The organism is Streptomyces sp. NPDC002868 (assembly GCF_055563295.1).
This window is the reverse complement of sequence record NZ_JBVHDR010000003.1, coordinates 1-12,787: the sequence shown is the minus strand read 5'-3', so window position 1 is coordinate 12,787 and position 12,787 is coordinate 1. Positions and strand designations below refer to the sequence as shown.

Below are 12,787 nucleotides of genomic sequence, written 5' to 3'. Positions count from 1 at the left end.
CGTGTGGGGTGCCGCTCTTCGGCGTATGTCCTGCGGCTGCTTTGCTGAGACTCAGTACGCGCTGTTCACGTTGTCGATCGAGCCGTAGCGGTCGGCGGCGTAGTTGGCCGCGGCCGTGATGTTGGCGACCGGGTCGTACTGGCTGTTGGGCGTACCGGCGACGTGGTACGCGTCGAACGTCGGCTTGATGACCTGCAGCAGGCCGATCGACGGGACGCCGTTGATGGCGTTGATGTCCCAGTTGTTGATGGCGTTCGGGTTGCCGCTGGACTCGCGCATGATGTTGCGGTGCAGCCCGTCGTACGTGCCGGGGATGCCGTGCTTCTTCATGATGGCCAGCGACTCCTTGATCCAGCCGTCAAGGTTGTTGGCGTAGATCGGCTTGCGGGCGGCGGCGCGGCTGGCGGCCTGCTCGGCAGCGCGCTTCTTCGCGGCGGCCTTGGCGGCAGCGGCGGCAGCCTTCTTCTTGGCCTCGGCGTTCGCCTTGGCCTTGGCGTGGGCCACGGTCTGGGCGTGGGCGACAGCCTTGGCGTGGGCCACGGTCTGGGCGTGGGCCTTCGCCGCGGCAGCGGCCTGCTTCCTCGCGGCAGCGGCCTGCTGCTTCGCGGCAGCCGCCTTCTGCTTCGCAGCAGCCGCCTTCTGCTCGGCGATGCCCGCCTGCGCAGCGGCCGTCTGCGCAGCGTTGACAGTCTCGGTCTCGGCGGAAGCGTTGCCGGGGACGAGGGAGAACGTGAGGGCTGCGACGCCGGCGGCGGCGATACCGGCGATCGAGACCTTGTGGGTCTTGGTCATACGGGTGCTGGACGCGGACATACAGATACCTCGTTCGAATAGCGGAAGTCGCATCAGGCCGGGGAGGGCGCTGCGCTCCTCGGCGGCGACGGACGCAATTCTTAGCGGCAGCAAAAAGCTGTGGCAAAGGTGTGACGTACGACCCGCGGTAGTGGATATGGGTGTCGCGAAGACGCCCATTTGCCCATTCAGTCCCCGCTCACACGTCCTTTTTGTATCCACTAGAGTGGTTCGTAAGTGACGTGCGTCCTATGTGCGGGCTCACATTGGGCGAGTGCCAATCTCACCGTGCGTTGCTTGAGCAATGCAAAGCGTGAGGGCTTTCATTCGGAAGTATGAGGTGGCTGTCGCCAAACTCGTGCCATAGGTAGAGATGCCGCAGCGCCTCCCCGTACGAGCGGCCCAGTGCCTCCCGCCCGGCGATGGCCTCCAGCATCAGCAGATGCGATGCCTCCGGCTCGTGCAGCCCGGTCAGCAGCCCGTCCACGGCGCGCACCCCGCGCCTCGGCGTGATGACCAGGCCCGTCAAGCCCGATGCCGCATGCACCACGCCGTCGGGGCCCGCCGCCGACTCCAGGGCGCGTACGGCCGTCGTGCCGACCGCGACAATGCGGCCTCCGCCCACCCGAGCGGTATTCACCAGCCACGCCGTCGTCTCAGGCACCGAGAAGCGCTCCGGGTACGGCGGCTCGTGCGCCTCGGCCGAAGCCACCCCCGTATGCAGAGTGATCGGCGCGAACTGCACGCCCCGGCTCACCAGTTGTGCCACCAGCCGCGCCGTGAAGGGCCGCGCGGCACTCGGCATCTCCGCGGAGCCCGCGCCGCCGGGGGAGGGGAGCGCGAAGACCGTCTGATACGCGGACAGAGGCTGGTCCTGGGCCGTGTACCCGTACCGGATCGGCCGTCCGTACCGGCGCAGCAGCCCCGGTACGTCCACCGAGACCGACGCCCACCACAGCCGGTCCGCGCCGGGGGCAAGGGGCTCATCCAGCACGAGGTGCTCGCCCCCCGGAAGCCGTACGACGGCCCCTGCCGGACCGCCGGCGCGCGGCAGGGTGCTGCCCGATCCGTCGGGGCGGCGCAGCTCCACCGCCCAGCGCCCGTCGTCCCCGCGCGTCGAGAAATGCACGACGACGACCGCGCCGCCGACCCGGCCGCCCACGGCGGCGGGCAGTGTGGTGGACGTATTGACCACCAGGACGTCACCGGCGCGCAGCTGCCCGGGAAGGTCCCGGAAGGCGTGGTGGGAGACCTCGGTCCCGCGCGAGACCATGAGCCGTACGTCGTCCCGCCCGGAGCCGCGCACCTCCGCCGGCACCCGGGCCGAGAGCTCCTCGGGCACCCGCAGCGCATCCAGCACGGCTGTTCCTCCTGACACCGTTGTCACCGGGCCGACTCCGCGAGCGCGGGGGCCGCATACCGCCCGCTCACCGGCCGCTCGTCGAGCAGCCGCAGGAAGCCCGGCACCACCGACTCCGGCGCCGGGCGCGGGTCCTCGTCGTCCGGGACGGCGGCCGCGTACAGATCCGTCTGCATGTCGCCCGGGTCGACCGTCCACACCCGCAGTTCCGGCTCCTCGACCGCGAGGACCGCGGCGAGCTGGTCGAGCGCCGCCTTCGAGGCTCCGTAGCCACCCCACGTCTCGTACGCCTCGGCCCCCGCGTCCGAGCTGACCGCGATCACCGTGCCCGCGTCCGCCGCCCGCAGCAGCGGCAGTGCCTCCTGTACGAGACCGAGCGCCGCGACCACATTGGTCTCCAGCGCCGCCCGCAGCCCCTCCAGCGGCAGCGCCTCCAGCCGCACCAGCGGCTCGGCGCCGAGCGCGCTCGCATTGCTCACCAGCAGGTCGAGCCCGCCGAGCCCGCGGGCCGCGGCCAGCAGCTCCCCGCGATGCCCGGCATCGGTGACGTCGCCCACCACCGCCACCACCCGCGTCCCGTGCACGCCGATGCCTCGCGCGCTCTCCCGAAGTACGTCCGCGGTCCTGGCGCCCAGCACCAGGTCCCAGCCGCGCCGGGCGAGAGCCGTCGCGAGAGCGCGCCCCAGCCCCTTCGAAGCCCCGGTGATCACTGCTACCGGCATGATGTCCATCCCCTTGTCCGCGTCTGTCCGCGCCTGTCCGCGTCTTTGGCCCCAACCTTGGAACGCGGCCACGCCCGCCGCCTCGTGCCCGGGACCCCACCCGCCAAGGAACTTCGACCTACGTCCACAGCCCCATGCGGCTGCCGTCCCCGGCCCGATACGGACTGTCACAGCCCGCCGGTACGGTGAGGTCATGAGTCACCGACCCGGCTCCGGCCTCGCCGCCGTGAGCACCGCGCTCCTCGCGATGAGCAGGCATCTCGAGGTGCGTGACGTGCTGAAGACGATCGTCGCCTCGGCGCGCGAGCTCCTCGACGCCGAGTACGCGGCGCTGGGCGTCCCCGACGACCACGGCGGCTTCGCCCAGTTCGTGGTCGACGGCGTGAGCGACGCGCAGTGGAAGGCGATCGGCCCGCTACCGCGGCAGCACGGCATCCTCGCCGCGATGCTCCGGGACGCGAAGACGGAGCGCCTGGCGGATGTGCGCAAGGACCCCCGCTTCGAGGGCTGGCCGTCCGCCCACCCGGACATGTCCGACTTCCTGGGCCTGCCCGTCAAGGACGGCGACGAGACGATCGGCGCGCTCTTCCTCGCCAACAAGAGGTGCCCGAAGCCTGACGGCGGTTGCGGCTTCACCGCCGACGACGAGGAGCTCCTCTCGATCCTCGCCCAGCACGCCGCGATAGCGCTCACCAACGCCAGGCTGTACGAGCGCAGCCGCGAGCTCACGATCGCGGAGGAACGATCCCGCCTGGCCCACGAGTTGCACGACGCGGTCAGCCAGAAGCTGTTCTCGCTCAGGCTGACCGCGCAGGCCGCGGCCGCGCTCGTGGACCGCGACCCTGCCCGCGCCAAGGGCGAGTTGCAGCAGATCGCGGAGCTCGCCGCCGAGGCCGCGGACGAACTGCGCGCCGCTGTCGTCGAGTTGCGCCCCGCCGCCCTCGACGAGGACGGCCTGGTCAACACCCTCCGTACGCAGATCCAGGTCCTGGACCGGGCGCACACCGCGCGAGTCACCTTCGACACCCGCGGCATCCGTGCACTGCCCGCCGCGCAGGAGGAGGCCCTGCTCCGGGTCGCCCAGGAGGCCCTGCACAACGCACTGCGGCACTCGGGCGCCGGTGAGGTCGACGTGGTCCTGGTCCGCCGCGGCCAGGGCGCGGTCCTCAGCGTCACGGACAACGGCAAGGGCTTCGAGCCGAGGACGGTCCGCCGGGCCGGCCGCCACCTGGGACTGGTCTCGATGCGCGACCGGGCGGGCGGCGTCGGTGGAAGGCTCACCGTGGAATCGGCGCCCGGAAAGGGCACCACGATCGAGATGGAGGTCCCCGGTGGCTGACGCTGTGCCCAATTCGAAGACCGGGATTCCGAAGACTGGGATGATCCGTGTGCTGCTGGTCGACGATCACCAGGTGGTCCGCCGGGGCCTGCGTACCTTCCTCGAGATCCAGGACGACATCGAGGTCGTCGGCGAGGCCGCGGACGGGGCCGAAGGGGTCGCCCGCGCCGAGGAGTTGAAGCCGGACGTGGTCCTGATGGACGTCAAGATGCCCGGCACCGACGGCATCGAGGCGCTCCGCAAACTCCGCGAACTCGCCAACCCCGCCAAGGTGTTGATCGTCACCAGCTTCACCGAACAGCGTACGGTCGTGCCCGCCCTGCGCGCGGGCGCGTCGGGGTACGTCTACAAGGACGTGGACCCGGAGGCGCTGGCCGGGGCGATTCGCTCCGTACACGCGGGCCATGTGCTGCTCCAGCCGGAGGTTGCGGGCGCGCTCCTGGCGCAGGACGCCCCGGGCAACGGCACGGGGCGCGGCAGCACCCTCACCGAACGCGAGAAGGAGGTCCTGGGCCTGATCGCGGACGGCCGCTCCAACCGTGAGATCGCCCGGGCGCTCGTCCTGTCCGAGAAAACCGTCAAGACGCATGTCTCGAACATTCTGATGAAGCTGGACCTGGCGGATCGCACCCAAGCGGCGCTGTGGGCCGTCCGGCATGGCCTGACGGGCTAAGCGGACCGTCTCGCTCCGGTCTGAGATTCATACCGTCGGGTGGATGTCACCTGTCCGGCGCATCCTGATCGACTCGGCGCCGTTGTCCATGGCGTGCTGCGGCGGCCGGCCGCAGCGAACGCTCAGGAGGATTTCGAAGTGAAGAACCTGAAGAAGGCCGCTGCCCTCACCATGGTCGCCGGGAGCCTCGTCGCTGCCGGCGCGGGTGTCGCGTCCGCCACCACCGGTGCGCACGCGGACGGCACGGCCGTGGGCTCCCCGGGCGTTGCCTCCGGCAACGTGGTTCAGGTCCCGGTCCACGTCCCGGTGAACGTCGTCGGCAACACCGTGAACGTGATCGGCGCCCTCAACCCGGCGTTCGGGAACTACGGCTACAACGGCTGACGGTTCACACCCCACGGCAACCACCGGCGTTTCCAGCGTTCGTGGTTGCCGTGGGTCAGGGGACGTTGGTGGTGCTGTCCGGTGGGTGGTTTCGCGGGCCAACTCAGACACCGCTCCGGGCCCGGTAGGGCCCCGGAACCCGCACCGCATGGCACCGAGCGCCCGGGAGCCGCGCCCCGGACCCCCGCGTCAGCGTGATCCGCGCCCCCGCGTCAGTGGGTGCCGCGTTCGCGCTCCTCCACGTACGCGTTGTACGCCGCCACCTGTGCCCGTCTCGCCACCCGTTCCACCGGGCGCAGCGCCTCCACCCGCGCCGACATCTCCGACGCGCTCACCGCCCCGCCGTGGCCGTTCTCGTACGCCACCGAGATCAGCATCCCGACCCGCTGAGCCAGCTCCAACACCCGTACCGCCCGAGGCGGATACCCGGGCGCCAGCGCCTCGCGGCCCCGCTCGGCCCGCGCCCGGTACGCGTCGATCGCCGCCTCCGCCACCGGGCCCGACGCCGCCACATCGAGCCGCGAGAGCACCTCCGTCGCGTCCCGCAGCGCCTCAGCGAGCTCCCGCTCCGCCTCCCCGAGCGAGGGCACGTCCGCGGGTGGCGCCTCCCGTACCGGCAGGCAGTGCCAGACGACCTCCACATGCTGATCACCCGCGGGCCCGGCCTCGTACACCTCGGGCACCAGCCCGTACGCCGCGCCCGAGGCGACCACCGCCTCCTCCGCGTCGAGCGCCCGCGCGTTGAACTCCGGTGGCCCGCTGAGCCCCAGCGGATGCCCCGGCGCAGGCAGCGCGACCCGGTACCCGGTCACCCCGAGCGCCCGCAGCCGCCCCAGCGCCAGCGTGAGCCCGACCGGGCCCGCCTCGCCCGGCAGACCCTCCACCCGGTGCACCGCGTCGTCGCCGACGATCGCGAGCGCCGCGTCATCCGGTGACACAAATCCGGCCAACAGGGCATTTCCCCATGCGGCCAGCCGTCCTGAGCGTGGTTCGGAAAGCATGGACCCAGCCTAGGGACCGGACCGGGGGGCCGGGGCACCCGACCGGTGGCGTAGGTTTTCCCCTGGGAGCCGCGCCCACAGGTGCACAAACGCCCCCCAACTACCTCAAGACGATTGCATGGGGAGACAACGCGCTCATGAGCGATGTACTGGAGCTGGTGGACGTATCCGTGGTCCGCGACGGACGCGCTCTGGTGGACGACGTCTCCTGGTCGGTCAAGGAGGGCGAGCGCTGGGTCGTCCTGGGCCCCAACGGCGCCGGCAAGACCACCCTCCTCAACATCGCGTCAAGCTACCTCTTCCCGACCACCGGCACGGCGAAGATCCTGGGCGAGCGCCTCGGCGGTGTCGACGTCTTCGAGCTCCGCCCCCGCATCGGCATGGCCGGCATCGCCATGGCCGAGAAGCTGCCCAAGCGCCAGACCGTGCTGCAGACGGTCCTCACCGCCGCGTACGGCATGACCGCAACCTGGCACGAGGACTACGACGCCGTCGACGAGGAGCGCGCCCGCGCCTTCCTCGACCGGCTCGGCATGACCGGCTTCCTGGACCGCAAGTTCGGCACGCTCTCCGAGGGTGAGCGCAAGCGCACCATGATCGCCCGCGCGATGATGACCGACCCCGAGCTGTTGCTTCTCGACGAGCCGGCCGCCGGTCTCGACCTCGGCGGCCGCGAGGACCTGGTCCGCCGCCTCGGCCGCCTCGCCCGCGACCCGTACGCCCCCTCCATGGTCATGGTCACGCACCATGTCGAGGAGATCGCTCCGGGGTTCACCCACGTCCTGATGATCCGTCAGGGCAAGGTGCTGGCCGCCGGCCCCATGGAGACCGAGCTGACCTCGCGCAATCTCTCGCTCTGCTTCGGCCTCCCGCTCCTCGTCGAGAGCAACGGCGAGCGCTGGACCGCCCAGGGCCTCCCGCTCGGCTGACCAACGGTCCCGGGCCGGAGCGGCTGACCTGATCCGGACCCTGCCGTCGCCCACTGTCCCTGCCACGACCGGCGGACCTACCATGACCATGTGGAAATCGACGCATGGGTGTGGTGGCTGATCGGTGCGGTCGGACTGGGCATTCCGCTCGTCCTGACCGCGATGCCCGAATTCGGAATGTTCTCCGCCGGAGCAGTGGCCGCGGCCGTGGTCGCGGCGCTCGGCGGCGGCACGGTGGCCCAGGTGCTCGTCTTCGCCGCGGTGTCCGTCGCACTCATCGCGGTCGTACGCCCCATCGCGACCCGTCACAGATCCCAGAGCCCCCAGTTCGCCAGCGGGATCGACGCGCTGAAGGGCCGTCAAGCCGTCGTCCTGGAGCGGGTCGACGGCAGCGGCGGCCGGATCAAACTCGCCGGCGAGGTATGGTCCGCACGCGCACTCGACGCGGACATGTCCTACGAGGCGGGCCAGCAGGTCGACGTCGTGGAGATCGACGGAGCCACCGCCGTGGTCATGTGACCGAGAGAAGCCGAACGCCCCCCACATCAGCCCGTGTTCTGGGAAACTCGATCATCAGAATCATCCGGCAGCGAAGGGCACAGGGAACACGATGCAACCGATCATCATCGTCCTGATCATTCTGGTGGTGCTGGTCTTCATCGCCCTCATCAAGACGATCCAGGTCATCCCGCAGGCCAGTGCCGCCATCGTCGAGCGTTTCGGGCGCTACACCCGCACCCTCAATGCGGGCCTGAACATCGTCGTCCCGTTCATCGACTCGATCCGCAACCGCATCGACCTGCGTGAACAGGTCGTCCCCTTCCCGCCCCAGCCGGTGATCACCCAGGACAACCTGGTGGTCAACATCGACACGGTCATCTATTACCAGGTGACCGACGCCCGGGCCGCGACGTACGAGGTCGCCAGCTACATCCAGGCGATCGAGCAGCTCACCGTCACCACCCTCCGCAACATCATCGGCGGCATGGACCTGGAGCGGACCCTCACCTCCCGCGAGGAGATCAACGCGGCCCTGCGCGGCGTCCTCGACGAGGCCACCGGCAAGTGGGGCATCCGCGTCAACCGTGTCGAGCTCAAGGCGATCGAACCGCCCACCTCCATCCAGGACTCGATGGAGAAGCAGATGCGCGCCGACCGTGACAAGCGCGCCGCGATCCTCACCGCAGAGGGCATCCGCCAGTCCCAGATCCTCACCGCCGAAGGTGAGAAGCAGTCCGCGATCCTGCGCGCCGAAGGTGAGGCCAAGGCGGCCGCGCTGCGCGCCGAGGGCGAGGCCCAGGCCATCCGTACGGTCTTCGAGTCCATCCACGCCGGAGACGCCGACCAGAAGCTCCTCGCCTACCAGTACCTCCAGATGCTCCCGAAGATCGCCGAGGGCGACGCCAACAAGCTCTGGATCGTGCCCAGCGAGATCGGCGACGCGCTCAAGGGCCTCAGCGGCGCCATGGGCAACTTCAACCCGATGGCAGGCATGGGCGGCGGCTCAGGATCCGGATCCGGATCCGGCAAGTCCGGCGGCGGCAACGGCACGGAGCGCCGCGAACAGCCCCCCATCGACTGACCAGGCAGACCCTCAGGCATGATCGGTGCATCCGGCACCGATCATCGAGGGGCACATGACCATCTGGGAGATGCTCGCCGTCTTCGCCGCGGGTATCAGCGCCGGCACGATCAACACCATCGTCGGCTCGGGAACGCTGATCACCTTCCCGGTGCTCCTTGCCACCGGCCTCCCCCCGGTCACCGCCACCGTCTCCAACGCCCTCGGCCTGATCCCCGGCTCGATCAGCGGAGCCATCGGCTACCGCGCCGAACTCACCGGCCAGCGCAGCCGCCTCCTGCGCCTGAGCATCGCCGCCGCGATCGGCGGCATCAGCGGAGCCGTACTCCTGCTGATGCTTCCCCCCACGGCCTTCGAGACGATCGTGCCGGTACTGGTCGCGCTCGCCCTCATTCTGGTGATCCTCCAGCCGCGCATCGCCAAAGCCGTCCAGCGCCGCCGCGACCGCAACGGCACCCACACCCACCCCGACGGCGGCCCGCTCCTGTTCACCGGACTGCTGCTCGCCAGCGTCTACGGCGGCTACTTCACCGCGGCCCAGGGGATCATCTACATCTCCCTCATGGGCATGCTGCTCGACGACACCATGCAGCGCCTCAACGCCGCCAAGAACGTCCTCGCCGCCGTCGTCAACAGCATCGCCGCGCTCTTCTTCCTCTTCGTCGCGGACTTCGACTGGACAGCCGTCCTGCTGATCGCGGTCGGCTCCGCCATCGGCGGCCAGCTCGGCGCGAAGATCGGCCGCCGCCTCCCGCCCACCGCTCTGCGCGCGCTGATCGTGGCGGTCGGCACCGTCGCCATCGTCCAGCTACTTCTCCGCTGACGCACGAAGGCCCGCCCTCGTCCGAGAGCAGGCCTTCAACGACTCGTCTTCGCGTTACGCGGCGGGCTGGGCCGCCAGCCACCCCGGCAGCTCCGACCGCTCACCGGCCCGCATCCCGAGCAGCATCGCGTCCGCCGGAGACGGTACGAAGGGCTGGTGCAGCAGCGGCATCCCCGCCTGCTCCGGCGTACGGTCCGCTTTGCGGTGATTGTCCTCGGCGCAGGACGCCACCGTGTTCAGCCAGCTGTCCGCACCACCGTGCGATCGCGGCACCACGTGGTCCACGGTCGTGGCGCGCCTACCGCAGTACGCGCACCGGTGCTGGTCCCGTACCAGCACACCCCGCCTCGACCATGGCGCCTGTCTTCGGAACGGCACCCGGACATAGCGGCACAGCCTGATCACCCGGGGCACCGGAAGATCGACGGCGGCGGCGCGCACACGGAGTCCGGGGTGGGCCTGCTCGACCACGGCCTTGTCCTGCAGCACCAGAACCACAGCACGGTTGAGTGTCACCGTCGACAGCGGCTCGAAGCTCGCATTCAGCACCAGCGTGTCACGCATCTCGCCCACCTCCCGTTCGCCGGCCCAGCCCGTTGCGGGCCTTGGGCTTGGATCAACTCTGGCCGGGCGCGCCGAGATGGACAACGCAATAAAAGATGCCCTGCCCTGATCTCTCCAAGACCAGGGCAGGGCAAACAAGAAACGAACGCTGAGCTCTACGAGGGACCCTCGTACTCGGCGATCAGCTGCGCACGGGCAAGCGTGTGGAACCGCAGATTGAATCCCACGGCCGCGGGCGAGACATCCGCGTCCGGGCCGAGCTTCTCGCTGTCCACCGCGTACACCGTGAACACATAGCGGTGGTTCTCACCGGCCGGCGGAGCGGCGCCGCCGAAGTCCTTCGACCCGAAGTCGTTCCGGACCTGGACCGCGCCCTCGGGCAGCCCCTCGAACTTCCCGCTGCCCGCACCCGCAGGCAGCTCCGTGACCGACGCCGGGATGTCGAAGAGCACCCAGTGCCAGAACCCGCTGCCCGTGGGCGCGTCCGGATCGAAGCACGTCACGGCGAAGCTCCTGGTCTCGGCCGGGAAACCCTCCCACCGCAGGTGCGGCGAGGTGTTGCCCGCCGCGTAGACCTGGGCATCCTTCAGCACCGACCCCGGCGCGATGTCGTCACTCACCACCGTGAACGACGGCACCGCCGGATGAAAGTCGTGCGGAAGCGGCGCCCTCTTGAGCTCGGTCACGTCTGAACCTCCGATTCGGCTGTTCTGTCTGTCTGTCCGTCTGCCTGCCGGATCCGAGCCTAGAGCCAGTTACGACGCCCACCGACGTCCGCGAGCCACTGGTTGAGGTACGCCGCCCAGTCGGTCGACTGGAAGTCGTGGTGCCCCACCTTGAAGGCCTTGTACGAGTCGCTGCCCTCGCTGAACAGCCCCGGCTTCTTGTCCATCTCGAGGATGACGTCCATCTCGCGGTCGTCCGCGACGAACGTCAACTCGATCTGGTTCAGCCCGCGGTACTGCTGCGGCGGGAAGAACTCGATCTCCTGGTAGAACGGCAGCCGCTGCCGCGTCCCACGGATGTGCCCGCGCTCCATGTCCGCGCTCTTGAAGCGGAAGCCCAGCTGGATGAAGGCGTCCAGGATCGCCTGCTGCGCCGGCAGCGGGTGCACACTGATCGCGTCCAGGTCGCCCGAGTCCACGGCCCGCGCGATCTCCAGCTCCGTCGTCACCCCGATGTTCATCCCGCGCAGCTGCTGCCCGGCAATGCTCGTGACCGGGGTCTCCCACGGAATGTCCAGCCCGAACGGCACCACGTGCACCGCCCCGGCCGTCACCGTGAACGCGCCGCCGAGCCGCTGCTTGGTGAACTCGATGTCCTGCTTGACCTCCTGGTCACCGCCCTCGACCTCGACCCGCGCCTGCAGGCCGACGGAGAGCCCCTCGATCTGCTGATCCACCGAGCCGCCCTGGATGCGCACCTCGCCCTGGACGACACCACCCGGCACGACGTTCGCCTCGGTCAGCTCCGTCTCCACGGAAGCACCGCCGGCACCCATGCTCGCAAGCAGCCTCTTGAAGCCCATGTCCACTCCTCCTAGATCCTGACCTCTACATACGCGCGACGACCGTAGTCGGTTCCCCGGTACCCTCGTACGCCATGATCGAGAGCCCCGACCGTACGCCGCTGCCCCGGGAGTTCTTCGACCGCCCTGTACTGGAGGTCGCCCCCGAACTCCTTGGCTGCACCCTGGCACGCCTGACCGACGACGGACCCATCGAGTTGCGCCTTACCGAAGTGGAGGCGTACGCGGGAGAGCTCGACCCGGGCTCCCACGCCTACCGCGGCCGCACCGCACGCAACGACGTGATGTTCGGCCCGCCCGGTTACGCGTACGTCTACTTCACCTACGGCATGTGGCACTGCCTGAACGTGGTGTGCGGCCCGGAGGGCAGGGCGAGCGGAATCCTGCTACGTGCCGGCGAGATCCGGGTAGGCGCCGATCTGGCTCGCAAACGTCGGTTCTCGGCCCGTCATGACAAGGAACTGGCCAAAGGCCCCGCCCGCCTGGCCACGGCCCTCAGTGTCGGCCGCGCCCTGAACGGCGCCGACCTCTGCGCCGGCGGCGACGCCCCACTGTCCCTACTCCCCGGTACCCCGCCCGCTCCTGACCAGGTGCGCAACGGCCCTCGTACGGGAGTGGGAGGCGCGGGGGCCCACCACCCCTGGCGATTCTGGATCGACGGCGACCCCACAGTCAGTCGGTACCGGGCCCATGTCCCGCGCCGTAGGGCAACTTGACTCGGGTTGCCCAGACGCCTAACGTAGCCCAAGCCGCTTGAAACGGGCACTGCCGTTCGGCAACCCGAAGTGGCCATCCACTACTTACGACGAACCCAACCGGGTGCGATTTCGGCATGCCGAAATTCAGGCCTTAATGACTCGATTATGAGTCGCCCAGGGAATCGGCTAAAGTGGTGAACACGCCGAAAGGCAAAAGACCTCTCCAACGGTCACTGGATTCGAATTCCTCACCGGAAACGGAACGGGAAAAGAGTCTGGTAAGGTTGGAAACGCAAGACCGAAGGGAAGCGCCCGGAGGGCCCCATGAAAAGGGTCTGAAGGAAGCGTCCGTTCCTTGAGAACTCAACAGCGTGCCAAAAGTCAACGCCAGA

15 protein-coding genes are annotated in these 12,787 nt (G+C 69.5%); 8 read left to right on the top strand and 7 right to left on the bottom strand.

The window, feature by feature from the left end; genetic code table 11:
- Positions 1-51: 51 nt before the first annotated feature.
- From ACZ3H8_RS10840 to ACZ3H8_RS10830, 3 genes are all read right to left on the bottom strand, one after another.
- The gene (locus tag ACZ3H8_RS10840; RefSeq protein ID WP_467400041.1) at positions 52-813 is read right to left on the bottom strand and encodes a transglycosylase SLT domain-containing protein; all 762 of its coding nucleotides are present in this window, start codon (positions 811-813) and stop codon (positions 52-54) included.
- Positions 814-1,075: 262 nt separating this feature from the next.
- Positions 1,076-2,152, bottom strand: a complete 1,077-nt coding sequence (locus ACZ3H8_RS10835; protein WP_467400039.1) for an S-adenosylmethionine:tRNA ribosyltransferase-isomerase — start codon at positions 2,150-2,152, stop codon at positions 1,076-1,078.
- Between the two features lie 23 nt (positions 2,153-2,175).
- Positions 2,176-2,874, bottom strand: a complete 699-nt coding sequence (locus tag ACZ3H8_RS10830) for an SDR family NAD(P)-dependent oxidoreductase (RefSeq protein ID WP_467400036.1) — start codon at positions 2,872-2,874, stop codon at positions 2,176-2,178.
- 193 nt (positions 2,875-3,067) lie between these two features.
- On the opposite strand from ACZ3H8_RS10830, the gene ACZ3H8_RS10825 reads away from it, so the two are divergent.
- The 3 genes from ACZ3H8_RS10825 (at position 3,068) to ACZ3H8_RS10815 (ending at position 5,270) form a co-directional block, all read left to right on the top strand.
- A complete protein-coding gene (locus ACZ3H8_RS10825; RefSeq protein ID WP_467400034.1) occupies positions 3,068-4,213 on the top strand; it encodes a GAF domain-containing sensor histidine kinase in 1,146 nt (381 codons plus the stop codon).
- Positions 4,214-4,253: 40 nt separating this feature from the next.
- Positions 4,254-4,886: a response regulator gene (locus ACZ3H8_RS10820; RefSeq protein ID WP_467401256.1), complete on the top strand. Its 633-nt coding sequence runs from the start codon at positions 4,254-4,256 to the stop codon at positions 4,884-4,886.
- Between the two features lie 138 nt (positions 4,887-5,024).
- A complete protein-coding gene (locus ACZ3H8_RS10815) occupies positions 5,025-5,270 on the top strand; it encodes a chaplin family protein (RefSeq protein ID WP_398988322.1) in 246 nt (81 codons plus the stop codon).
- Positions 5,271-5,482: 212 nt separating this feature from the next.
- Here the strand turns inward: ACZ3H8_RS10815 and ACZ3H8_RS10810 are convergent, their stop codons facing one another.
- Entirely contained in the window at positions 5,483-6,271 is a 789-nt protein-coding gene (locus ACZ3H8_RS10810; protein ID WP_467400031.1) for a hypothetical protein, read from the bottom strand.
- A 137-nt stretch (positions 6,272-6,408) separates the two neighbouring features.
- Between ACZ3H8_RS10810 and ACZ3H8_RS10805 the strand changes: the two genes are divergently transcribed.
- From ACZ3H8_RS10805 to ACZ3H8_RS10790, 4 genes are all read left to right on the top strand, one after another.
- A complete protein-coding gene (locus ACZ3H8_RS10805) occupies positions 6,409-7,200 on the top strand; it encodes an ABC transporter ATP-binding protein (protein ID WP_467400029.1) in 792 nt (263 codons plus the stop codon).
- A gap of 90 nt (positions 7,201-7,290) precedes the next feature.
- On the top strand, positions 7,291-7,719 hold the full coding sequence (locus tag ACZ3H8_RS10800) for an NfeD family protein (protein ID WP_398988326.1): 429 nt from the start codon (positions 7,291-7,293) through the stop codon (positions 7,717-7,719).
- A 91-nt stretch (positions 7,720-7,810) separates the two neighbouring features.
- Positions 7,811-8,782: an SPFH domain-containing protein gene (locus ACZ3H8_RS10795; RefSeq protein WP_467400026.1), complete on the top strand. Its 972-nt coding sequence runs from the start codon at positions 7,811-7,813 to the stop codon at positions 8,780-8,782.
- Positions 8,783-8,837: 55 nt separating this feature from the next.
- The gene (locus ACZ3H8_RS10790) at positions 8,838-9,605 is read left to right on the top strand and encodes a sulfite exporter TauE/SafE family protein (protein ID WP_467400024.1); all 768 of its coding nucleotides are present in this window, start codon (positions 8,838-8,840) and stop codon (positions 9,603-9,605) included.
- A 54-nt stretch (positions 9,606-9,659) separates the two neighbouring features.
- On the opposite strand, the gene ACZ3H8_RS10785 is transcribed toward ACZ3H8_RS10790, so the two are convergent.
- From ACZ3H8_RS10785 to ACZ3H8_RS10775, 3 genes are all read right to left on the bottom strand, one after another.
- Positions 9,660-10,169 (bottom strand): HNH endonuclease, encoded by a 510-nt coding sequence (locus tag ACZ3H8_RS10785; protein ID WP_467400023.1) that lies wholly within the window; start codon positions 10,167-10,169, stop codon positions 9,660-9,662.
- A 155-nt stretch (positions 10,170-10,324) separates the two neighbouring features.
- Positions 10,325-10,855: a YbhB/YbcL family Raf kinase inhibitor-like protein gene (locus ACZ3H8_RS10780; protein ID WP_467400020.1), complete on the bottom strand. Its 531-nt coding sequence runs from the start codon at positions 10,853-10,855 to the stop codon at positions 10,325-10,327.
- 59 nt (positions 10,856-10,914) lie between these two features.
- Positions 10,915-11,697, bottom strand: a complete 783-nt coding sequence (locus tag ACZ3H8_RS10775; protein ID WP_398988334.1) for a sporulation protein — start codon at positions 11,695-11,697, stop codon at positions 10,915-10,917.
- A gap of 74 nt (positions 11,698-11,771) precedes the next feature.
- Here ACZ3H8_RS10775 and ACZ3H8_RS10770 point away from each other — a divergent pair, with 74 nt between their 5' ends.
- Positions 11,772-12,413 (top strand): DNA-3-methyladenine glycosylase, encoded by a 642-nt coding sequence (locus ACZ3H8_RS10770; protein ID WP_467400017.1) that lies wholly within the window; start codon positions 11,772-11,774, stop codon positions 12,411-12,413.
- The last annotated feature ends 374 nt before the right edge of the window (positions 12,414-12,787 follow it).